The 22,448-nt window shown below is 74.0% G+C and carries 19 protein-coding genes and 1 pseudogene; 6 read left to right on the forward strand and 14 right to left on the reverse strand.

Annotation, left to right across the window (positions count from 1 at the left end; all coding sequences use genetic code 11):
• Positions 1–31: 31 nt before the first annotated feature.
• Positions 32–1,096, forward strand: coding sequence for an LLM class flavin-dependent oxidoreductase (locus ACL02T_RS27180; protein ID WP_412833622.1), 1,065 nt, complete (start codon positions 32–34; stop codon positions 1,094–1,096).
• 44 nt (positions 1,097–1,140) lie between these two features.
• A pseudogene (locus ACL02T_RS27185) lies at positions 1,141–1,386 on the forward strand (MFS transporter); the annotation flags it as partial.
• A gap of 49 nt (positions 1,387–1,435) precedes the next feature.
• On the opposite strand, the gene ACL02T_RS27190 reads toward ACL02T_RS27185, so the two are convergent.
• The 3 genes from ACL02T_RS27190 to ctaD all read right to left on the reverse strand — a co-directional run bounded on the left by ACL02T_RS27190 (position 1,436) and on the right by ctaD (position 4,721).
• Complete coding sequence (locus tag ACL02T_RS27190; RefSeq protein ID WP_412833623.1) at positions 1,436–2,395, reverse strand: helix-turn-helix domain-containing protein; 960 nt, start codon at positions 2,393–2,395, stop codon at positions 1,436–1,438.
• A gap of 218 nt (positions 2,396–2,613) precedes the next feature.
• Entirely contained in the window at positions 2,614–2,907 is a 294-nt protein-coding gene (locus ACL02T_RS27195) for a hypothetical protein (protein WP_412833624.1), read from the reverse strand.
• Between the two features lie 59 nt (positions 2,908–2,966).
• Entirely contained in the window at positions 2,967–4,721 is a 1,755-nt protein-coding gene (gene ctaD / locus ACL02T_RS27200; protein ID WP_412833625.1) for an aa3-type cytochrome oxidase subunit I, read from the reverse strand.
• Between the two features lie 320 nt (positions 4,722–5,041).
• On the opposite strand from ctaD, the gene ACL02T_RS27205 reads away from it, so the two are divergent.
• Positions 5,042–5,446: a VOC family protein gene (locus ACL02T_RS27205; RefSeq protein WP_412833626.1), complete on the forward strand. Its 405-nt coding sequence runs from the start codon at positions 5,042–5,044 to the stop codon at positions 5,444–5,446.
• A 566-nt stretch (positions 5,447–6,012) separates the two neighbouring features.
• Here ACL02T_RS27205 and ACL02T_RS27215 read toward each other — a convergent pair.
• The 7 genes from ACL02T_RS27215 to ACL02T_RS27245 form a co-directional block, all read right to left on the reverse strand.
• The gene (locus tag ACL02T_RS27215; protein WP_412833627.1) at positions 6,013–6,702 is read right to left on the reverse strand and encodes a TetR/AcrR family transcriptional regulator; all 690 of its coding nucleotides are present in this window, start codon (positions 6,700–6,702) and stop codon (positions 6,013–6,015) included.
• Between the two features lie 264 nt (positions 6,703–6,966).
• Positions 6,967–7,527 carry a GNAT family N-acetyltransferase gene (locus ACL02T_RS27220; RefSeq protein WP_412833628.1) on the reverse strand — a complete coding sequence of 187 codons (561 nt, stop codon included), beginning with the start codon at positions 7,525–7,527 and terminating at the stop codon, positions 6,967–6,969.
• 52 nt (positions 7,528–7,579) lie between these two features.
• On the reverse strand, positions 7,580–8,515 hold the full coding sequence (locus ACL02T_RS27225) for a 3-hydroxyacyl-CoA dehydrogenase NAD-binding domain-containing protein (protein ID WP_412833629.1): 936 nt from the start codon (positions 8,513–8,515) through the stop codon (positions 7,580–7,582).
• On the reverse strand, positions 8,512–10,500 hold the full coding sequence (locus tag ACL02T_RS27230; protein ID WP_412833630.1) for an acetoacetate--CoA ligase: 1,989 nt from the start codon (positions 10,498–10,500) through the stop codon (positions 8,512–8,514). Before ACL02T_RS27230 ends, ACL02T_RS27225 begins: the two co-directional genes overlap by 4 nt.
• Positions 10,497–11,321, reverse strand: coding sequence for a crotonase/enoyl-CoA hydratase family protein (locus ACL02T_RS27235; protein WP_412833631.1), 825 nt, complete (start codon positions 11,319–11,321; stop codon positions 10,497–10,499). The genes ACL02T_RS27230 and ACL02T_RS27235 overlap by 4 nt, the downstream gene beginning before the upstream one ends.
• On the reverse strand, positions 11,318–12,925 hold the full coding sequence (locus ACL02T_RS27240) for an acyl-CoA synthetase (protein ID WP_412833632.1): 1,608 nt from the start codon (positions 12,923–12,925) through the stop codon (positions 11,318–11,320). The genes ACL02T_RS27235 and ACL02T_RS27240 overlap by 4 nt, the downstream gene beginning before the upstream one ends.
• 107 nt (positions 12,926–13,032) lie before the next feature.
• Complete coding sequence (locus tag ACL02T_RS27245; protein WP_412833633.1) at positions 13,033–13,512, reverse strand: MarR family winged helix-turn-helix transcriptional regulator; 480 nt, start codon at positions 13,510–13,512, stop codon at positions 13,033–13,035.
• Between the two features lie 133 nt (positions 13,513–13,645).
• On the opposite strand from ACL02T_RS27245, the gene ACL02T_RS27250 reads away from it, so the two are divergent.
• On the forward strand, positions 13,646–14,962 hold the full coding sequence (locus ACL02T_RS27250; protein WP_412833634.1) for an MFS transporter: 1,317 nt from the start codon (positions 13,646–13,648) through the stop codon (positions 14,960–14,962).
• Between the two features lie 83 nt (positions 14,963–15,045).
• Here the strand turns inward: ACL02T_RS27250 and ACL02T_RS27255 are convergent, their stop codons facing one another.
• On the reverse strand, positions 15,046–15,408 hold the full coding sequence (locus ACL02T_RS27255; protein WP_412833635.1) for an Lsr2 dimerization domain-containing protein: 363 nt from the start codon (positions 15,406–15,408) through the stop codon (positions 15,046–15,048).
• A gap of 3 nt (positions 15,409–15,411) precedes the next feature.
• Positions 15,412–15,957, reverse strand: coding sequence for a hypothetical protein (locus ACL02T_RS27260; protein ID WP_412833636.1), 546 nt, complete (start codon positions 15,955–15,957; stop codon positions 15,412–15,414).
• 592 nt (positions 15,958–16,549) lie between these two features.
• Between ACL02T_RS27260 and ACL02T_RS27265 the strand changes: the two genes are divergently transcribed.
• Positions 16,550–18,133, forward strand: a complete 1,584-nt coding sequence (locus ACL02T_RS27265; protein ID WP_412833637.1) for an AMP-binding protein — start codon at positions 16,550–16,552, stop codon at positions 18,131–18,133.
• 170 nt (positions 18,134–18,303) lie between these two features.
• On the opposite strand, the gene ACL02T_RS27270 is transcribed toward ACL02T_RS27265, so the two are convergent.
• Entirely contained in the window at positions 18,304–18,663 is a 360-nt protein-coding gene (locus ACL02T_RS27270) for a hypothetical protein (RefSeq protein WP_412833638.1), read from the reverse strand.
• 110 nt (positions 18,664–18,773) lie between these two features.
• On the opposite strand from ACL02T_RS27270, the gene ACL02T_RS27275 reads away from it, so the two are divergent.
• Positions 18,774–21,557, forward strand: a complete 2,784-nt coding sequence (locus tag ACL02T_RS27275; RefSeq protein WP_412833639.1) for an FAD-binding and (Fe-S)-binding domain-containing protein — start codon at positions 18,774–18,776, stop codon at positions 21,555–21,557.
• Between the two features lie 74 nt (positions 21,558–21,631).
• Here ACL02T_RS27275 and ACL02T_RS27280 read toward each other — a convergent pair whose 3' ends face one another.
• On the reverse strand, positions 21,632–22,378 hold the full coding sequence (locus tag ACL02T_RS27280) for an FkbM family methyltransferase (RefSeq protein ID WP_412833640.1): 747 nt from the start codon (positions 22,376–22,378) through the stop codon (positions 21,632–21,634).
• Positions 22,379–22,448 lie beyond the last annotated feature (70 nt).

Genomic DNA, 22,448 nt, shown 5'->3' on the forward strand with positions numbered 1-22,448 from the left:
TAGGGTGGCGGACGAGATCGGGAGGGACCGCATGGACACGCTGGAACTGGGCCTGGACACCTTCGGCGACGTGACCGTCGACGGGCGGGGCGACCGGACGCCGTACGCCCAGGTCATCCGGGACGTCGTGGAGCAGGCCGTGCTCGCCGACCGGGTCGGGATCGACGTGTTCGGCGTGGGCGAGCACCACCGGGACGACTACGCGGTCTCCGCGCCCGAGGTCGTGCTCGCCGCGATCGCCGGGCGCACCGAGCGGATCAGGCTGGCGACCGCCGTGACCGTGCTGAGCTCGGACGACCCCGTGCGCGTCTTCGAGCGGTTCGCCACGCTCGACGCCGTGTCGAACGGGCGCGCGGAGATCACCGTCGGCCGGGGGTCGTTCACCGAGTCGTTCCCGCTGTTCGGCTACGACCTCGCCGACTACGAGACTCTCTTCTCCGAGAAGCTCGACCTGATGGCCCACCTGCTCGAGGAGGGGCCGGTCACCTGGGAGGGCACGGTCCGCGCCGCCCTGCGCGGCCAGCAGGTCTACCCGAAGACCGAGTCCGGCCGGATCACCACGTGGGTCGGCGTCGGCGGCAGCCCGCAGTCCGTCGTCCGGGCCGCGGGCCACGGCTTCCCGCTGGTCCTGGCCGTGATCGGCGGGGACCCCGTGCGGTTCGCGCCGTACGCCGAGCTGTACCGCCGCAGCCTGGAGCAGCTCGGACGCGAGCAGCTGCCGATCGCGGTGCACGCGCCCGGCTTCGTCGCGGAGACCGACGAGGAGGCCGTCGAGACCCTGTTCCCGCCCGCCAAGATCGCGCTCGACCGGATCGGCCGCGAACGCGGCTGGCCGCCGCTGACCCGGGCGCGGTTCGAGGCCGACGTCCGCGAGGGCGCCCAGCACGTCGGGTCGCCCGAGACGGTGGCGCGCAAGATCGCCCGCACGGTGCGGGCCCTGGGCCTGCAGCGCTTCGACCTGAAGTACACGACCGGCCCCGTGCCGCACGCCGAGCTCCTCAGGTCGATCGAGCTGTACGGCACGGTCGTCGCGCCGCGGGTCCGTGAGCTGCTCGCCGCGGAGCCGGAGGAGCAGCCGGACGGCATCGCGGTCTGATCTCCCGCGGGCCCCCCTCGCAGGCCGATCAGCACGGCCGACCCGTGCGCGGCGGCGGCCGGTTCGACGGGCTCGGCGCGCTCGGCCTGTCGGTGGCGCTGGTCTGCCTGCTGCTCGGCATCTCCAAGGGCGCCGACCGGGGCTGGACGGGCGGCGCGACGCTCGGGGTGTTCGCCGCTGCGGTCGTCGTCCTCGGCGTGTGGGGGCGCGACGAGCTGCGCCGGGCGCATCCCCTGGTCGACCTGCGCACCCTGGGCCGCCGCGAGGTGCTGCTCACCAACATCGCCGCGATCCTGACCCTCACCGGACCCCGACCCTCACCGAGGGCGCGGCATCCCGTCAGGCGAACGCCGGCGACGCCAGCGTCACCTCGGGGTCGACGCCGTACCGGGCCTCGTACCGGGCGGCGAACCCGTCCGGCCGGAACCCCCAGGTGCACGCGACCGACGTCACCGTGGCCTCCCCGCGGCGCAGCGACGAGAGGTCCCGGTGCGCGCGCTCCAGCCGGACGCGGCCCACGTCGGCCCGCGGGGTACGGCCGCGGTGGCGCTGCCAGCAGGCCTGCAGCGCCCGCACGCTGAGCCCCGCGGCGTCGGCCAGCGAGCGGTCGGTGTGCGCGCGGTCCGGGTGGGTCTCGATCAGGTCGAGGAGCGTGTGCACGGTCCGCGGTCCCCAGGAGGGCGCCGCGGCATCGAGCGCCTCGCGGGTCGGGTGGTCGGCGGCGTAGAGGACGCCGTCGAGTATCGCCTCCTCGAGCGGCTCTGCGCGGAGCAGGTTGTCGAGCACCGAGTCGCGGCCGGGCCGGTCCTCGAGGAAGGGCTGCAGCGCACCGAGCGTCCCGGCCGCTGCGGCCGGTATCTCGGCCGTGGTGCGCAGCGGACGCACGACCGTGCGGCCGAGCAGCGCCTCCAGGTCCTCGCACAGCAGGTCGCCCACGACGCGGAGCAGCGCCACCTCCGCGCCGGCCGGGATCAGGACCGTGGCGTCGTCCGCCGGGACGAGGACGGCCGCCCCGCCCGCCGCCACGTCGACCTCCGCGCCGCGGTGGCGCAGGTGCAGCAGTCCCCGCAGCGGCACCGCGACGACGTGTCCCGGGTCGTGGTCCAACTCCAGCACCACGTCCTCCGTGCACCGGACCACCTCGGCGTCGAGCGGGCCGCGCACGGTCCGCCGGACGCACAGGGTGAACGGCGACGCGTGATCGCTCCGCACGAGGGACGCGACGCCGGCGGGGGCAAGATCCGACCCGGCGCGTCCCGGGTCCGTCTCACGCAGATCCGTGAACCACGGGTGGGTCATCGCAACACCTGCCGCTGTCGAGGGGCGCGGGAGCGTGCCCCGGGGTCGCGGGGGTCCGTGGCGGTCCGCCCAGGAGGCGCGCGGGATGGCGCCGGCACCCGCCGGCACCATCCCGGCGACCCCCTCCGAGTCCCCCGGAGTGTGGTCTACCCCACATCTCCAGGTGATTCAAGGCAAGGGGGGTTGCGCCCGGGCTCGTCCTCGACGCCTGGCACGGGTCAGTGCCGGCTGCGACGGTGGACCGCCAGGACGAACGCCACCACCATGACCACGAACGCCGCACCGACGCCCAGGGCCAGGACCGGACCGCCGACGACCGCCGCCTCGGCGGTCATCCCGCACAGGATCAGCAGACCGGCGACGGCGGCCAGCCGGTCCGCCCGGTGCACCGCGTCGCCGTGGTGCGCGGGTTCGTCCGGTACCGGCCCGCTCGTCAGGCTCCGCTCGAGATGGTCGAGGATCCTCCGCTCACGGCCGGTCAGCGGGCGGACGCCCCGGTCGTCGAGGCTCATCGTCGCCTCCTCGACACTCGAGTCCCTCGGCCCCGGACCGGACGGCCCGGGCCGTGTCGTCAGCGGGAGCGCGGATCCGCGTCGGGCTGTTCCTCGCGGCCCACGCCCTGCGCCGCGCGCTCCGACGGGGCCGCGTGCCCCCCGATGTGCGCCTCGGCGCGCGCCCGCGCCACGAGGTGCGGGTAGTGCAGCTCGAACGCCGGGCGCTCCGACCGGATCCGGGGCAGTTCGGTGAAGTTGTGCCGCGGCGGCGGGCAGGAGGTGGCCCACTCCAGTGAGTTGCCGAAGCCCCACGGGTCGTCGACGGTGACCACCCTGCCGTAGCGGTAGCTGTGGAAGACGTTCCACACGAAGGGCAGCACCGAGAACCCCAGCACGAACGCGCCGACCGACGAGATCATGTTCAGCACGGTGAAGCCGTCCGTCGGCAGGTAGTCCACGTACCGGCGGGGCATGCCCTCGTTGCCGAGCCAGTGCTGCACCAGGAACGTCGTGTGGAAGCCGATGAAGGTCAGCCAGAAATGGAACTTGCCCATCGTCTCGTCGAGCATCCGGCCGGTCATCTTCGGGAACCAGAAGTAGATCCCGCCGTAGGTCGCGAACACGATCGTCCCGAAGAGCACGTAGTGGAAGTGCGCCACCACGAAATAGGTGTCCGAGACCATGAAGTCGATCGGCGGCGACGCCAGGAGCACACCCGTGAGCCCACCGAAGAGGAACGTGAAGAGGAAGCCGAGCGCGAACAGCATCGGCGTCTCGAAGGTCAGCTTGCCCTTCCACATCGTGCCGATCCAGTTCACGAACTTGATGCCCGTGGGGATCGCGATCAGGAAGGTCGTGAAGGAGAAGAAGGCCAGCAGCACGGCCCCGGTCGCGTACATGTGGTGGGCCCACACCGCCGCCGAGAGGAAGCCGATGGCGATCGTGGCGAAGACCAGCGTCTTGTAGCCGAAGATCGGCTTGCGGCTGAACACCGGGAAGATCTCGGTGACGATGCCGAAGAACGGCAGCGCCACGATGTAGACCTCGGGGTGGCCGAAGAACCAGAACAGGTGCTGCCAGAGGATCGCGCCGCCGTTGGCCGGGTCGAACACGTGCGAGCCCAGGTGCCGGTCCATCAGCAGCCCGAACAGCGCCGAGGTGAGGACCGGGAAGGCGATCAGGACCAGCAGCGCCGTCACGAAGATGTTCCAGGTGAAGATCGGCATCCGGAACATCGTCATGCCGGGCGCGCGCAGGCAGATGATCGTGGTGATGAAGTTGACGCCGCCCAGGATCGTCCCGAGCCCGGCGACGATCAGGCCGGCGATCCACAGGTCGCCCCCGACCCCCGGCGAGTGGATCGCGTCGGACAACGGGGTGTAGGCGAACCAGCCGAAGTCCGCCGCGCCGCCCGGGGTCAGGAACGACGACAGCACGGTCAGCCCGCCGAACAGGAACAGCCAGTAGGAGAAGGCGTTCAGCCGCGGGAACGCGACGTCGGGGGCGCCGATCTGCAGCGGGATGATGTAGTTCGCGAAGCCGAAGAGGATCGGCGTGGCGTAGAGCAGCAGCATGATCGTGCCGTGCATGGTGAACAGCTGGTTGTACTGCTCGCTGGACAGGAACTGCTGTCCCGGGCGGGCCAGTTCGGCCCGGATCAGCAGCGCCATCGCCCCGCCGGCCATGAAGAAGGCGAACGACGTGACCAGGTACAGGATCGCGATGTCCTTCGGGTCCGTCGTCTTCAGCATCTTGACGAACGTCGAGCCCTTGCCCGTGTGGCGGGCGGGATAGGGCCGGGTCTCGATCGGACGCGGTGCGACGGCGGTCATCGCTCTCCCTCGGCGGCCGTGCCGGTGGTCGGGCGAGCACGGTACTGCGGTCCGGACCCGTCCGGATAGGGCCGTTCGGCGACGTCCTCGGCGTCGAGGTCCGCGGTCAGGCGAGCCCGCACCCGGATCACCGGACGATGGACGGACCCGGGCGACCGTCGTGTCCCGGCCGCTCACCGGGGGTTCTGGGTTACGCCGCGCCCCCGGTGAGCCGCGGAAAGTGATCGGCGTCACCGCGCCGGACGAATCGGGCGCCGATGAGTTCCCGCCCCGCCGGCGGTCTGCCCTGCGACATCACGACGCACCGAGGAGGCACCCCGATGGCCACCACACAGATCTTCGTCAACCTGCCGATCACGGACCAGGCGACCACCCGCGCGTTCTGGTCCGCCCTGGGCTACACCTTCAACGCCGACTTCTCCGACGACAACGCCCTCGCCCTGGAGATCGGGCCCGGGATCTCGGCCATGCTCCTCTCGCGCGCCCGGTTCGGCGACTTCACCGTCAAGCCCACCGCGGACGGCGGCGCGACCGAGGCGATCCTCGCCCTCGGGGTGGACGACCGGGCCGAGGTCGACCGGATCACCGACGCCGCCCTCGCGCACGGGGGCGCCAAGGCCCAGGACCCGCAGGACCACGGCTTCATGTACGGCCGCTCGTTCCTCGACCCGGACGGCCACCACTGGGAGGTCGTGTGGATGGACCCGCAGGGCTTCCAGGGCTGATCCCGGTCGGCAGCGGGCCTCCCCCACCCTGTCGCTGCGCGAGGCCGCCATGCCGTTCCTCGAGGACCTGCACACCGTGGTCGGGCACCACGTGCAGGTGGGGGTCCTCGACGGCGACGAGGTGCTCGTGGCCTGAGCGGCCGAACCCGCGGCGTCTCTCCTCCGCCGGGAGGACCGCACGTGATCACCGCCGATTCCGACCGTCGCACCGCGACCGGCCCCCGCCGGGACCGCGACCGCCCTGGTCGCCGCCAAGCGTGTGGAGGCCGAGGGGGTGGGTGTCGCTGGAGCTCGTGGCCCCGGAGGGCCGGCGCCTGCCGGACTGGGCCCGGCCGACCGGTACCTGTTCGTCGGCGGCGGCATCGGGATCACGCCGCTGCTGCCGATGATCCGCCAGGCCGCGCTGCTCGGCGCGGACTGGGAGCTGTGGAGACGATCGAGCTCGCCGGCCGGCCCCGCCGCCACCACAACAACACCCTGCGCGCCTGGGCGCCGCTGCCGCTCCGCCTCCGGCCGGCCTGATCCGCGCGCACCCGGACCGGGGGCGTGTGCCGCACCAGGTCCACTCAGGCGTCCGGCTCGGCGGGGAGCGCCCCCAGCGCGATGCCGAGGAGCATCGCGGCGGTGTCGTCCGGGTCCTCCTCGGGATGGGTGAAGCAGCGCAGGAACAGCAGGAACGTCAGCTGTTCGGCCAGGTCCGCCGGGTCCCGCTGGCGCCCGAGCTCGCCGCTGCGCTGCCCGGCGTCGAGCAGGCTCGCGATCCGCTCGGACACGGGCGTGGAGAGCCTCGGGTCGTCCGGGTCCCCCGGCGACGGTGGGCGCCGGACCCGGGCGGTGTACTCCTGCACCGCGCAGGCGAAGGCCGCGGTGAGCGCGCGGTGGCGCCGCGCGACCCGGCTGATCCGGTGCAGGTGCACGGCGAGCGCCCTCGTCCGGGCACCGGGCAGTGCCGGGCCGGCCCCGACGTCGGCGGGCGTCTCGTCGAGCCCCTCCTGCCAGGCCAGCGCGTAGGCGGCGCCGATCAACGCGTGCTTGCCGGTGAAGTGGTTGTAGGCGGTCGCGGGGCTGACCCCGGCGGCGCGGGCCACGTCCTCCATGCGGGTGTCGGCCCAGCCCTGCTCGGCGAACACGGCGCGGGCCGCGGCGAGCAGGGCCACGCGGGTGCGGGTGCGCCGCGCCAGGGCCGTCCGTCGACGCGAGTCCCGGCGGGCCGGTGACTCCGTCGCCGGCTCGCCCGGCCGTCCGCTCGTGATCACGCCGCCCGCCCTTCCGCTCCCCGCAGGAGGACACTCCGGGCAGGGGGCGTCGGCGTTACGGTCGTGGCCCCGGCGTCACCCGGGTCCCGGACGGAGGACCCGGGGTCCGGACCCCCGGGGTTGTCCGGCGGAGCGCGGCCGGGACGTCGCGGCCGGGGCGTCGTGGGCCGGACGTGCTGGTCCGGGCGTCGTGGGCCGGGCGTCGTGGTCCGGGCGTCGTGGTCAGGGCGTCGTGGTCAGGGCGTCGTGGTCAGGGCGTCATGGTCAGGGGGCCGTCGCGGCGGGGTCCCCGGGGAGCAGCGAGTACATGACGACGTCGATCCGGCGCCCCCGCACGACGAGCCGCTGGCGCAGCGTGCCCTCCTCGGTGAAGCCCGCGGCCTCGGCGACCCGCCGCGACCCGGTGTTGGCGGGGTCCACCACGAGCTCGACCCGGGCGACCCCGGCCTCCCGCAGGCACCAGCGGGAGAGGGTGCGCAGGGCGTCGGCGGTCAGGCCCCGCCCCCGTGCGGCGGCGGCGGTCCAGTAGCCGACGTGCGCCACCCCCTCGCGGATCCCGTGGGCGCCGATGCTCCCCACGGGCCGGTCGAGGGCGCCGTCGACCACGGCGAACACCGCGTCGCCGTCCGCCCAGGCCTTCGGGGCGAACTCGGTGACGTAGCGGACCGCGTCGTCGCGCGAGTACGGCGACGGCACCGTCGTCCAGCGCTGGATCTCCGCGTCCTGGCAGACGGCGAACACGGCGTCGGCGTCGGCCGCGGTCCACGGACGGAGGCGGACCCGGACCCCGGTCAGCACCGGCTGCGCCCCGCGGACCGTGGTCACACCGCGAGTGTGCCGGGCCGTCCGCCGCCCGACCACGGGCCGGACGGCCCCCCTACGGCAGCTCGGTCCGCGCCTTGGTGTCGAGCAGCGTGCGGAGGACGGCGTCGCGCCGGGCCGCCAGCTCGGTCGGGTCCACCCCGTCGAGCTCGGCGTCGACCCCCTCGACGAGCGCCGCGACCAGCTCCGGGGTGAGCGTGACCTGCCCCAGGTCGCGCCACCACCTCTCGGTCGGCGGGCCGAGGTGCTCGAGGACGTGCGCGATCCCGCCGGGCCCGCCGGACAGGTGCTGGTTCGCGAAGGGGCCCAGTACCGCCCAGCGCAGCCCTGGCCCCTGCGAGATCGCCGTGTCGATGTCGGCCACGGTCGCCACCCCCCGTTCGACCAGGGAGTACGCCTCCTGCCACAGCGCCGCCTGCAGTCGGTTCGCCACGTGCCCGGGCAGCTCCTGCCGCAGCCGGATCGGCTTCTTCCCGACGGCGGCGTAGAAGGCCAGCGCCCGGTCGACCACCTCCTCGACGGTCTTCTCCCCCGGCACGACCTCGACCAGCGGGATCACGTGCGGCGGGTTGAACGGGTGCCCGATCACCACCCGCTCCGGGTGCGCCGGGCAGCCGCGGGCGATCACCGAGGGCAGCAGGCCCGAGGAGCTCGACGCCAGCACCACGTCCGGCCGCGCGGCCTCGTCGAGCACCGCGAACAGCTCGTGCTTGACGTCCTCGCGCTCCGGGCCGTTCTCCTGGACGAAGTCGGCGTCGGCGACGGCGAGGGCGGGGTCCGGGGTGAACGCCAGGCGTTCCGGCGAGGCTCCCTCGACCGGCGTCAGGCCCGGCCAGATCGCCGCCACCTCGGCGCGCAACCGCTCCTCGGCGCCGGGCGACGGGTCGGTCGCGACGACGTCGAGCCCGCGGGCGAGGAAGTGCGCCGCCCAGCTGATCCCGATCACCCCGGTGCCGACGACGGCGACCCGGGCGACCCCGGCCGCGCTCACGCCCGGCCCCGGGCGAGCGCGACGAACGGGTCCAGCGAGGACGGGTCGGCGAGCACGTCCCGGCTGGCGACGTCGTCGAGCGCCGCGCCGAGCAGGATCTTCTTCGCCGGCAGCTCCAGCTTCTTGCCCGTCCGGTTCTTCGGCACCACCGGCACCTCCTCGATCCGGTCCGGGACGTGCCGCGGCGACAGCTCGGTGCGCAGCGCGGTGGAGATCCGCCGGCGGAGCGCGTCGTCGAGCGTGACCCCCTCGCGCAGCTGGACGTAGAGCTGCAGCTCCCCGTTGCCCCCGGCCGGGTCCTCGAGGTGCACGACGAGGCTGTCGGCGACCTCGGGCAGCTCCTCGACCGCCCGGTAGAACTCCGCGGTGCCGAGCCGCACGCCACCGCGGTTCAGCGTCGCGTCGGAGCGGCCCGCGATCACCGCGCTCCCCGACGGCGAGAACCGCACCCAGTCGCCGTGCCGCCAGACCCCGGGGTACTGGCCGAAGTAGGTGGCGCGGTAGCGCTCGCCGCCCGGGTCGCCCCAGAAGCCGACGGGCATCGACGGCATCGGGGTGGTGATCACCAGCTCGCCGAGCTCGCCCACCACCGGCTCGCCCCGCTCGTCGAACGCCTGCGCGTCGACGCCGAGGCAGGGCCCGGAGATCTCGCCGACCCGCACGGGCTGCAGGGGGCTGCCCTGCACGATCCCGGAGCAGACGTCCGTGCCGCCGCTGCCGACGTTGAGCAGCACGCCCGGCCCGAACTCCTCGGCCACCCAGCGGTAGCCCTCGGGCGGCAGCGGGCTGCCCGCCGCCCCGATCTGACGCACCCGGGAAAGATCGAACTCCTGCGCCGGCCGCACGCCCTCGGCGCGGCAGGCCATCAGGTAGCCGGGGCTCGCGCCCATCAGCGTGGCCCCGGTCTCGGCCGCGAGCCGCCACTGCCAGCGGATGTCCGGGTACAGCGGGTTGCCGTCGATCATCACGATCGAGGCACGCACGAGCAGCGACGAGACCAGCGCGTTCCACATCATCCACGCGGTGGTCGAGAACCACAGGATCCGGTCGCCGGCCCGCAGGTCCCAGCTCAGCCCGTGGTTCTTCAGGTGCTCCAGCAGGATCCCGCCGTGCGAGTGCACGATCGCCTTCGGCCTGCCGGTGGTCCCCGAGGAGAACAGGACGTAGAGCGGGTGCGCGAAGGGCACCGGGTCGAACGCGAGATCGCCGGGCTCCGCGAGCAGGTCCGCCCAGCCGAGCGTGCCCGGCAGCTCGTGCGGGCCGTACGGGACGTGCACGACGTGCTCGACGGTCGGCAGCCCGGCGCGGATCTCGGCCACCTGCTCCCGGCGGTCGACCTCCTTGGCGCCGTAGCCGTACCCGGACACGGTGAGCAGCACGGTCGGCTCGATCTGCCCGAACCGGTCCACGACGCTGCGGGCACCGAACTCGGGAGCACAGCTCGCCCACACCGCGCCGAGGCTCGCGGTGGCCAGGAACGCCACCAGGGCCTCCGGGACGTTGGGCAGGTAGGCGACCACCCGGTCACCGCGGCCGACGCCGAGCCGCTCCAGCCCGGCGCGGGCGCGGGCCACCTGCTCGCGCAGCCGGCCCCAGGTCAGCTCCTGCCGGTCGCGGGTCTGCGAGTACGCCAGCACGGCGACCTCGCCGTCGTCGGCACCGGTGTCGAGCAGGCCGACGGCGTGCTCGGCGTAGTTCAGCGCGGCGCCCGGGAACCACTCCGCGCCCGGCATCTCCCGGCGGCCGAGCACGCGGTCGGGCGGGGTCGCGAACCGGACGCCGAAGAACCCGGCGACGGCGGACCAGAAGGCCTCCGGGTCGTCGACCGACCACCGGTGCAACGACGGGTAGTCCTCGAACGCCGGCCCGCCTTCCCGCTCCAGCCACCCCAGGAAGCGGCCGATCTCGGTGGTCTCCCGGACGTCGTCGGCGACGGGGCGCAGCAGGTCCGCGCTCTCCGTCCCCACCGCCCGCGCCGCGGTCATCGGCGGACCCGCCCGCCCCGGCCGGCCAGGAACGCGCGCATCCGCTCCTGCGCCTGCTCGCTGCTGCCCGCCAGCGCGGCCATCATCGACTCCATCAGGTAACCCTCGGCCGGGTTCGCCTCGGCGATCCGCGGCAGCGCCTGCAGCACCGCGAAGTTCGTGACCGGGGAGTTCTTCGCGATCTTCTGCGCCAGCTCGACCGCCGTGGCGAGCCCCTCGCCGGGGGCGACGAGGTAGTGCGACAGCCCCTGCGCCTGGCCCTCCTCGGCGTCGAGGACCCGGCCGGTGAGCATCATGTCGGCCATCCGGTGCGCCCCGACGAGCCGCGGCACCCGCACGGACCCGCCGCCGCCGACGAACAGCCCGTGCTGCCCCTCCGGCAGGGCGTAGAACGCGCTCGACTCGGCGACCCGCAGGTGCGTGGCCGACGCCAGCTCCAGCCCGCCGCCGATCACCGCGCCCTTGAGGACGGCGACGACCGGCAGCCGGCCGTGCTCCATCCGCTCGAACGCGCGGTGCCACATCATCGAGTGCTCCAGGCCCTCGAACGCGTCCCGCTCGGTCAGCTCGGACAGGTCCAGGCCGGCGCAGAAGTGGTCGCCGTCGGCGTCGAGCACCACCGCCTTCACCCCGGCCGGGGGCGCGCTGAAGAAGGTCTCGATCCCGAGCACGGTCGCGTCGTCGAGCGCGTTGCGCTTGGCGGCCCGGTTCAGCCGGAGCACGGCGACCTCGCCGTGTCGTTCCACCTGCAACGACCTGGGCAACAGGGCCTCGACGCCCTCGGCGGCGGGCTGCCCCGGCTGCGGTGCGGCGCTGGTCATGACGCTCCCTCCGGCCGCGACCCCGCCGCGGCCCGTTCGATCGGATGCTCGTCCGCCGCACGCCTGCGCAGGTCCACCCGGCGGATCTTGCCGGTGGCGTTGCGCGGCAGCTCCGCCACGAACTCGACGTACTTCGGCAGCTTGTACCGGGCCAGCCCGGACCCCAGGTGCGCGCGCAGCTCGGCCTCGGTCAGCGCCGCGCCCTCGCGCACCCGCACGTAGGCCACGCCGACCTCCCCCCACCGCGGGTCGGCGACCCCGACCACGGCGCACTCGGCCACCGCGTCGAGCTGCACGGCGACGGCCTCCACCTCGGCGGGGTACACGTTCTCGCCGCCGGAGATGTACATGTCCTTGACCCGGTCGACGACGTGTGCCCAGCCGTCCGGGTCGACCCGCAGGACGTCCCCGGTGCGGAACCACTGCCCGTCGACCAGGCTCGCGGCCGTCTCGTCGGGGAGGTTCCAGTACCCGGCGAACACGTGCGGCCCGCGCACCACGAGCTCCGCCGGCTCGCCGCCGGGGACCTCCGGGCGCCCGTCGCGCAGCTGCGCGACGTCGGTGAAGAAGTGCGGCACACCCACCGACGTCGGGTGGGCGGCGGTGCCGTCGGACGTGCTCATCGAGACCCCGGGCGAGGCCTCGGTCATGCCGTAGCCCTGGATCAGCCGCACCCCGCGGTCCAGCCAGGCCCGCGCGACGCGCTCCTGGACCGGCGAGCCGCCGTACTGCACCAGGGTCAGCGAGCTCAGGTCGGCGGCCGCCCAGCCCGGGTGCTCGCACATCATCTGCAGCATCGTCGGCACCGCCGAGAAGCCGGTGATCCGCCCGGCCGAGATCCGCTCGAGCACGAGCCCGGGATCGGCCTTGGGCAGCACCTCCACGCTGCCGCCCTTGAACAGCGTGGGCAGCGTGACCTGGCCCAGCCCGACGCAGTGGAACAGCGGGGCGATGCAGAGCGCCCGGTCGGTGCCCAGCACGTCGACGTGCGCCAGGAAGTTGACGGTGTTCCAGGTCATGGTGGCGTGGGTCAGCACCGCGCCCTTGGGACGGCCCGTCGTCCCGGACGTGTAGAGGATCAGCGCGGGGTCGTCGAGGGAGACCGCCGGCTCGGCCACGAGTACCGGGCCGGCCGCGATCTCGCCGTCGTAGTCCCGCCCGCCCGCCGGGCAGCGTGCCGGGGGCACGGCCACGACGTGCCGCAGCGCCGACGGGCGCACCCCGCCGAGCGCGGCCGCGACCAGCGCGTCCGTGTCGGCGCTGTGCACGAGGACCGAGGCCCCGCAGTCCTCCAGCACGAACCGGATCTCCGGCCCGGAGAGGCGGTGGTTCAGCGGCACCGCGATCGCGCCGAGCAGCCACGTCGCGAAGAAGGTCTCGAACACCTCGAGGGCGTTCACCCCGGCGTAGGCCACCCGGTCCCCCGGGCCGACGCCGAGCCGGCGCAGCGCCCCGGCGTAGCGCGCCACCCGGTCGGCGAGCTGGGCGTAGGTCAGCGAGCGGCGCGGGTCGCTCAGCGCCGTGCGGTCCGGGGAGATCCGGGCCCGGCGCGCAGGCCAGGTCCCGAGGCCCGCGTTCGGGCCGGCGACGAGTGTCGGGTTCATGAGTCCACCACCGTGAGCGTGCTGCGGCCGGACCGGCGGGACCGACCCGCCCCGTTGAGTGTCAGGCTCCTTGATATGCCATTGATAGCAAGGGCCTTGATACCGCGTCAAGCGGTCGGGACCACATCACCGTCCGACGGCAGTGTCAGCGACTCCAGGCACCGCTCCAGCGCGCTCCCGAACGCCACGGCCTCCTCGGGAGTGAGCGTGGAGAGCATCCGCTCCTCGACGTCGTCGACGGCCCGGTGACACTGCTTCAGCACCTGCACGCCGTGCTCGGTCAGCCACGCACGCAGGATCCGGCGGTTCGCCTCGTCGGGGCGGCGCTCGATGAGCCGGTCCCGCTCCATCGTCGCGATCAGCTGGTGCATCGCCTGGGGCGTGACGACGTGCCGGCGCGCCAGCTGCGCCGACGACAGCCCCTCGCGGACCTCGAGGATGCTCAGCGCCGTGTACTGGTGCAGCGTCACCCCGAGCGGCCGCAGCACCTCCTCCATCCGCGCGCGCTCGGCCATCTCGAGGCGTTTCACCAGGTAGGTCAGGCGCTGTCCGCGCCGGCCGGCCGGACGGGCCGCGAACCGTGTCATGCCTGGAGGATATTCGGAAACCTGAGACGGGTCAGCCGTTGACCTCGCGTATCAAGCTCCTTACTATCGCTGCCATCGAGGTCCGGACGTCGCCGGGCCGGCCACCGCTCTCACCAGCAGACAGGGCACCGCAATGACGCACCCGCACCCGGACCGGCGCAGCAACCTGCGCCGAGCCGTGCTGTCGAGCTACCTCGGCAGCGTGATCGAGTACTACGACTTCCTGCTCTACGCCACGGCCTCGGCCGTCGTGCTCAACAAGGTCTTCTTCGCGAACCTCGACCCGCTCGTCGGCACGGTCGCCAGCTTCGGCACGCTCGCCACCGGCTACTTCGCCCGGCCGCTGGGCGGCGTCCTGTTCGGGCACTTCGGCGACCGGATCGGCCGCAAGCGGATGCTCGTGCTGAGCATGACGCTGATGGGTGTGGGCAGCACGCTCATCGGTCTGCTGCCCACCTCCGCCCAGGTCGGGGCCTGGGCACCCGTGCTGCTGGTGCTGCTGCGCGTCGTGCAGGGCGTGGCGGTCGGCGGCGAGTGGGGCGGCGCGGTGCTGATGTCCGCCGAGCACGCCACGTCGCGGCGCGGGCTGTGGGCGAGCTTCACCAACGCCGGCGCACCGAGCGGAATGGTGCTGTCCACCCTGGTGCTGGCGGTGTCGGCCGGGGCCACCGGGGAGCAGGCCTTCCTCGCCTGGGGCTGGCGGATCCCGTTCCTGCTCAGCCTCGTGCTGCTCGCCGTCGGCCTGTTCGTGCGGGCCCGGGTCGCGGAGACGCCGGTGTTCGCCGAGGCCGCCCGGGAGAAGCCCGCGTCGCCGCCGTTGTTCGAGGTGCTGCGCAACCACCCGCGCAACCTGCTCCTGTCGATCGGCGTCGGCTTCGGCGCCTTCGTCGCCCAGGGCGCGCTGACCACGTTCGTGATCTCCTACGCCGTCCAGGCCGGATTCCCGCGGCAGACCGTGCTCAACGCGCTCACCGTGTCCTCGGTCGCGGCGATCGTCGGCATCATCGGCTTCTCCGCGCTGTCGGACCGCTTCGGGCGCCGCCCGCTGGTCCTCGCCGGAGCCGCCGCCATGACGGTCTGGGCGTTCCTGCTGTTCCCCCTGATCGACAGCGGCTCGACCTTCCTGCTCGCGGTCGCCGTCGTCGTCGGGCAGGGCGTGGTGCACGCGTGCATGTACGGCCCGCTCGCCGCGCTCTACACCGAGCTGTTCTCCACCCGCGCCCGCTACACCGGGGCCTCGCTCGGTTACCAGATCGCCGGGATCGGCGCGGGCATCGGGCCGGTCGTCTTCGCCTCGGTCCTGGCCGGGGGCGCCGGCACGACCACGGTCTCCGTCATCATCGCGGCCGGCTGCGTGCTGACGATCGCCTGCATCCTGGCCCTCCGCGAGACCGCCAGGATCGACCTGGGTGCGTCGGCGGGAACCCCGGTCCCCGCCGCCCGCGCCTGATCACCCGACGTCGTCGCGGCGGTGTCCGGGGACCAGGGGTCCCCGGACACCTCCGCGCCCGTTCTCCGGAGCCCCCCGGCAGGTCACCCCGCCTTGGTCTCCTCGCGCCACTGCTCGACCAGGGACCGCTTGAACCGGTTGTTCGAGGGGACCTCGATCCCCTTCTCCTCCGCCCACTCCCGAAGCTGCTCGCGCTCCTCGGCGGTGAGCCCGGTGCTCGTGCTGACCGGGGCGTGCCCGGCCCGCCTCGCGCTCGACCGCAGGTCCGGGATCGAGGCGTCCACCCGGCCCGCGTCGATGTAGGGCTGCAGCAGCTGCAGCAGCTTGCGGTACTCCGGCCCCGCGAGGTCGATCTGCACCCGCATCTGGTCGATGTTGAGCTCGTGCGACTCCACGTCGTGCTCCGAGCCCGTGAGATCGCAGTACCGGATCTCCCTGATACCCATCGATCAGCCCGCCTCGTGCGTGGTCCGGCTCGCGCGCGTGCGCCGCGAGGAGCCGCCGGACTCCTTCGCGGCCTCCCGCGCGGCCTGGTTCGCGGCCTTGCGCAGTGCGGCGAGGGACTGCCCCGAGAGCGCCTTCGAGGCCACCGAGTCGCCGATCTGCCGCGGCGTCATCCGGCCGCGACCGGTCTCGGCGAGGTAGCTCTGCCCGTCGGGACCGGTCCGGTACTCGAGGTTCGAGGCGACGCGGTGGAACCGCGTCCGACCTCGCTGCCGCACGCCCTCCCACCTCTCCACCTTCACGGCGAGCAGGCAGCACGTGCAGGTCAGGCGGCGGACGAACAACCCCTCGTCGTCCACCTCGGTGAAGTGGATCCCCGCCTGCCGGATCGTCGGGAACAGGTGCCTACCCCGCTCACGGCACGCCAGTACCTCGTCCGAGACCCGGTCGACGTACAGGTCGACGTCCTCGTCCGAGGCCCGGACGAACCCCGACTCCTCCTGCTGCTCCCCTTGGATCGACTTCGGCAGCTCGGTCGTGCCGTCGGCCACCTGTCACTCCTCTTCTGTGTTCGCGTGCAGATCCGTGTGTAGTTCCGTGCACAGTTCGGGTGCTGTTTCGTCTGCACCGTCCTGTGCAGTGTCGCGGTCCGTCGCGGTCCGCGGAACCAGCAGATCACACCATCATCGGTGATCGGGCGCCCGGTCGGGGGCCCATCGATCCCGGCACATCGGTGGTTCCGCGGCCCGGTCGCACGGCTCCCGGGCCCGGGCTGCCCGTGCTCGGCACCACGGTTCGGCGACCGCTGCGCAGCTCCAGCATCCCCGTCCACCCGTGCGCGGCCCCACCCGGGCCGCCACCGCCGGGTCCGCCGTGATCCCGGGCGGGCCAGGCCGGCGACCGAGCGCGCGCCGGGGGCCGGTCCTCGGGCAGGATCGAGGGATGGGGGACGAACGGCCCGGCATCCGGGTGGGCGACGCGGAGCGCGGCGGGACCGACGACGGCCGGTCGCGACCGGTTGCTCGTCCTGCTGCACGGTGCGCCCCGCATCCCGACCCCCCGACCCCCGCACGATCCGCACTCGACGAGGAGAGCAGCGATCATGGACGAGCTCCAGAGCATCCGCCGCGACCGGGGGGCGGCGTGATCATCCGCAGCCCGTACCCCGACGTGGAGATCCCCGAGGTCTCGCTTCCCGAGTTCCTCTTCGGCGCCGGCTTCGGCGACCGGGCCGACGCCCCCGCGTTCATCGACGGCGCGACCGGCTCGTCGGTCACCTTCGACGAGCTCGCGGGCATGGTCACCCGCATCGTCGCGGCGCTGCACCAGCGCGGCCTCCGCCAGGGCGACGTCGTGGCCCTGTTCGCGACGAACTCGCCGGCCTGGGTGGCGGTGTTCCAGGGCGTCCTGCGGGCAGGCGGCATCGTGACCAGCGCCAACTCCCTCTATGCCCCGGCCGAGCTCGCCCATCAGCTCACGGACTCCGGCGCCCGGATGCTGATCACCGTCTCCCCGTTCCTGGACCGGGCGACCGCGGCGGCCGCGCAGGCCGGGCTGGCCGCCGACGCCGTCGTCACCCTGGACCCGACGGACGGGCACACCTCGCTCGGGGACCTGCTGGCGTGCACCGCGGAGCCACCGGCCCTGGAGGTCGGGCCCACGGACACGGCCGTGCTGCCCTACTCGTCCGGCACCACCGGGCTCGCGAAGGGCGTGATCCTCACCCACCGCAACCTGGTGGCGAACCTGCTGCAGTTCACGCCGCTGGGGAACACGGACGAGACGACCCGGATCCTCGCCGTCCTGCCGTTCTTCCACATCTACGGCATGACGGTGATGATGAACCACGGGCTGCACCGCCGGGCCACCGTCGTCACGATGCCGCGCTTCGACATGGCGGAGTTCCTGCGCGTCGTCGCGGAGTACCGGCTCACCCGGCTCTACATCGCCCCGCCGATCGCGGTCGGCCTGGCCAAGCACCCGCTGGTCGACGAGCACGACCTGTCCTGTGTGGACGTCGTCTTCTCCGGCGCCGCACCGCTCGACGCCGAGCTCGGGCACGCGGTGGCCCGGCGGCTCGGGTGCGTCGTCCTCCAGGGCTACGGCATGACCGAGCTGTCCCCCGTCAGCCACTCGATGGACGAGCGGCACCCCGACGACGACCTGAACGGCGTGGGGTACGCGATCCCGAACGTCGAGAGCAAGCTCGTCGACCCGCAGACCGGCCGCGAGGTCGGCGCCGGCGAGCGCGGGGAGCTGTGGGTGCGCGGGCCGAACGTCATGTCCGGCTACCTCAACAACCCGGAGGCGACCTCCGCCACCCTCGACGCGGACGGCTTCCTGCACACCGGGGACGTCGCGACCGTCGACGAGAACGGCTTCTTCCGGATCGTCGACCGGGTCAAGGAGTTGATCAAGTACAAGGGCTACCAGGTGCCGCCCGCCGAGCTCGAGGCCGTGCTCCTCACCCACACCGGGATCGCCGACGCCGCCGTGATCGGGGTGCTCGACGCCGAGGGCGAGGAGGTGCCGAAGGCCTTCGTCGTGCGGCAGCAGGGGGTCACGCTGACCGCCGACGACGTCATGGCGCACGTGGCCGAGCGGCTCGCCCCGTACAAGAAGGTCCGCGTGGTCGAGTTCGTCGACGCGATCCCGAAGTCCGCCTCGGGGAAGATCCTCCGCAAGGACCTGCGTGCCCGGGAGCAGGCAGCGGCCGTCGGGGAGTGAGCCCATGCCGAGGGGCTCACGCCGGTCCACCGCACGGTCACCGCCAACCGCCGGCGCCTGTCCCGCCGCTGACGCGGCGCGGCACGGCGCCCGGGGCGATCGCGGTCCTGGCGCCGAGGAGGTCCTCCCCCGGCTCGGGGCCCGCCGGGTCCGCACGCCCGTGTGCTCCGCTACGGCGTGGCCCCGGCACATGCGAGGAGGCGCTGCGCCGCGGCCTCCGGGAGCCCCCGCCGGCCCCGGAGATGGCGGAACACGGGGGCGAGCACGTCGTCGGCGAGCAGCTCCGCGCGGGGCAGCGGCCGGGCGAGGGGGCGCACGGTCCCGGTGGCGTACCAGCCGCCCTCCGGACGCGGCTCGGCGTCGGACGTGAACTCGACGACCGCGACGACGCCCCCGCCCGGCCCCGTCCGGTAGACCGCCGCGCGGGACCCGGCCCGGGTCGAGCGGAGACAACAGGGCGCCGCGGGTGGGTCGTGCAGCTCCTCCGCGTTCCACAGCAGGATCGAGCTCGGCGCGGCGCGGGTCGTCACGCCGGGAGTTCTACCCGCGCCACACGGACCGTGCCGCGACGGGCTCGGCGCCCTCCCGCCGCGCTACCGTTCGACCCGATCCCATCATCGAACCCGAGGGGCAGGTGCCGGTGCCCACCACCACCGACCTACGGACCCGGCTCGTCGACCGGCTCGCCTGGTCCCGTGACGCCTCGCACTTCGCACTGGTCCCGCAGGCCGTCGCGGTGCCCGCCGACGCCGCCGCCGTCGGCTCGCTGTTCGCCGACGCCGCGCTGTCCGGCGTCCCGCTGACCTTCCGCTCGGGCGGCACGAGCCTGTCCGGGCAGGCCGGTACCGAGGGGGTCCTCGTCGACACCCGCCGGCACTTCCGCGGCATCGAGGTGCTCGACGACGGCGCCCGGGTGCGCAGCGGTCCGGGGGCGACGGTCCGCCAGGTCAACGCCCGGCTCGCCCCCCACGGCCGCAAGATCGGTCCCGACCCGGCCAGCGAGTCCGCCTGCACCCTCGGCGGGGTGGTGGCGAACAACTCCAGCGGGATGGCGTGCGGCACCACGGCCAACAGCTACGCCACCCTCGACTCGCTCGTGCTGGTCCTGCCCTCGGGCACCGTGCTCGACACCGCCGCCCCCGACGCCGACGACCGGCTGCGTGCCCTCGAACCCGAGCTGCACGCCGGGCTGGCCCGGCTGCGCGACCGGGTCCGGGCGGACCCGGCCCTGCGCGCCCGCGTCGAGCAGCAGTTCGCGATGAAGAACACCATGGGCTACGGGCTGAACTCGCTGCTCGACCACACCCGCCCGGCCGACGTCCTGGCCCACCTCGTGGTGGGCAGCGAGGGCACGCTGGCGTTCATCGCGTCGATCGTGCTGCGCACCGTGCCGCTGCTCCCGCACGCCCGGACCGGGCTGCTGGTCTTCGCCGATCTCGCCGGCGCGACCGGCGCGCTCCCGGAGATCGTCGGCACCGGGGCGACCACCGTCGAGCTGCTCGACGCGACCTCGCTGCGGGTCGGGCAGACCGACCCGCGGGCGGACGTGACGCTGCGGTCGCTGGACGTCGACCGGCACGCCGCCCTGCTCGTGGAGTACCAGGCCGCTACCCCGCGGGAGGCCGACGAGCTGGCCGGGGCCGCCACCGGCGTGCTGGGCACCCTGCCCGTCATCGGCCCCCGGACACTGGCCGCCGACCCGGCCCCGCGGGCCGCCCTGTGGCACATCCGCAAGGGCCTCTACGCCACGGTCGCCGGTGCCCGCCCGACCGGCACGACCGCCCTGCTCGAGGACGTGGTCGTGCCCGTACCGGCGCTGCTGCCGACCTGCGAGTCGCTGAGCCGGCTGTTCGACAAGCACGGCTACGACCACGCCGTGACCTTCGGGCACGCGAAGGACGGCAACATCCACTTCATGCTCACCGAGCGGCTCGGTGGCGACGTCCCGCTCGACCGGTTCGCCCGGTTCACCGACGACATGGTGGACCTGGTCCTCGGCCACGGCGGCTCGCTCAAGGCCGAGCACGGCACCGGCCGGATGATGGCCCCGTTCGTCCGCCGCCAGTACGGCGACGAGCTCTACGAGATCATGCGCGAGATCAAGCGGCTGTGCGATCCGCGCGGCGTGCTAAACCCCGGGGTGCTGATCGACGAGGACCCGGAGGGCCACCTGCGCCACCTCAAGAGCGCCCCGCCCGTCGAGGAGGAGGTCGACCGCTGCGTGGAGTGCGGGTTCTGCGAGCCCGTGTGCCCGAGCCGGGACCTGACGACCACCCCGCGGCAGCGCATCGTGCTGCGCCGGGAGATGCAACGGGCCCGGGAGGCCGGCGACACCGCGGTGCTGGCCGAGCTCGAGCGCGACTACTCCTACGACGGCCTCGACACCTGTGCCGCGGACGGGATGTGCCAGACCGCCTGTCCGGTCCTGATCAACACGGGGGACCTCGTGAAACGGCTGCGCGCCGAGCAGGCGGGCCCGCTCGCGCAACGCGGCTGGGCCGTCGCGGCGAAGCACTGGGCGGGCACGACCCGCGCCGCGGCCACCGCCCTGACCGCCGCCGACGCCCTCCCGGACCGGCTCACCGCGGGCGCCACCGCGCTCGGGCGGCGGGTGATCGACCCGGAGGTCCTGCCCGCCTGGTCCCCCGAGCTGCCCCGCGGCGGCCGGCCGCGTTCCGACACGGCCCGCCCGCACGCCGACGCGGTGCTGTTCGCCTCCTGCACCGGCTCCATGTTCGGCCCGGCGGGCGGGGGACGTTCCGGGGAGCACGGCGCCGGCGCCGCGTTCGAGCGGCTCTGCGCCCGGGCCGGGGTCGTCCTCACCCGGCCCGCCGGGGTGGCCTCCCTGTGTTGCGGCACGCCGTGGAAGTCGAAGGGCCTCACCGACGGGTACGCCGAGATGGCCCGCCGGGTGCTGCCGGCCCTGTGGGAGGCCACCCGAGCCGGCGAGATCCCGGTCGTCGGCGACGCCTCCTCGTGCACCGAGGGCCTCCGCGGTCTGGTCGCCGATGCCGGGGACGAGCGGTACTCCGCGATCCGGGTGGTCGACGCCGTCGCCTTCACCGCGGAGCAGCTGCTCCACCGGCTGACGATCACCCCGCTCGGCTCGCTCGCCCTGCACCCCACCTGTTCGGCGGTCCGGATGGGACTCGACGGCCCGCTGCGCACGGTCGCCACGGCCGTCGCCCGCTCGGTCACCGTCCCGGCCACCTGGGGCTGCTGCGGCTTCGCAGGGGACCGCGGCCTGCTCCACCCGGAGCTGACCGCCGCCGCCACGGCACCCCAGGCCGCCGAGCTCGCCGGCCGGTCGTTCGACGCCTACGCCTCCTGCAACCGGACCTGCGAGCTCGGCATGACCCGCGCCGTCGGCCAGCCCTACGAACACCTGCTGGAGGTGCTCGACCGGGTCACGGTCGTGCGCTGACCGCGCCCCGCGGAGCGGGGGCCCCGGGCCCGCTCACCTCCGGCGAGGCACCACACCCGGCGAGGAGGCGCCGGCTACCCGGACGCGGCGAGCCGGGCGTAGACGTCGCCGGAGCGGCCCAGCGGGCGGACCCGCTCCAACAGCTGCACCAGCCCGTCGGCGTCGAGCCAGCGCGCGCTCGCGAAGCGCAGGGTCTCGACGGGCGAGTAGTTGTAGGTGTACGCGCCGAGGCCCTCCACGAGGTCGAGCGCGGCGAGCGCGGCGTCGTGCGCCGGCGGCAGGTACTCGAAGGACAGCGCGCGCAGCGGTGTACCCAGGCCGCGCAGCACCTCGACCTCGAAGCCCTCGACGTCGATCTTGCAGAAGGCCGGGACGCCGTAGGTGTCCACGAGGTCGTCGAGCGTCACGACGTCGACCTCGACCTCGTGGTCCCACCGCACCCAGGAGAACCCCGAATCGGCGGAGACGGTGCGGATCCACTCCGGCGACATCGACGACACCGTCGGCGTGCGGGAGGACACGCCGATCCGCGCCCGCCCGGCCTCGGCCCCGACCGCGCCGGGCAGGATCGTCACCTCCGGATCGCGGCCGAAGAACAGCCGCAGCACCCGCACGCAGTCCGGCTGCGGCTCGACGGCGACCACCCGGGCGCCGATCCGCCGCCACGCGCGGACCCGGCTGCCGACGTGCGCGCCGACGTCGAGCGCGAGGTCGCCCGGCGTGAGGAACTGCGAGTAGAACCGGACCAGCTGCCGGTGCCGGCCGGGGATGCCGTGGTACATCGCCAGTGACCGGCCCATTCCCCACGCCCGCGCGAGCATGGCCCGACCGTACCGCCGCTCGCGCGGCGGCCGGCCGGGAGCGGGCCGCAGCCTGTCGGTGCACCGGCGT

Source organism: Pseudonocardia oceanicola, from assembly GCF_047200735.1.
Taxonomy (GTDB): Bacteria; Actinomycetota; Actinomycetes; order Mycobacteriales; family Pseudonocardiaceae; genus Pseudonocardia.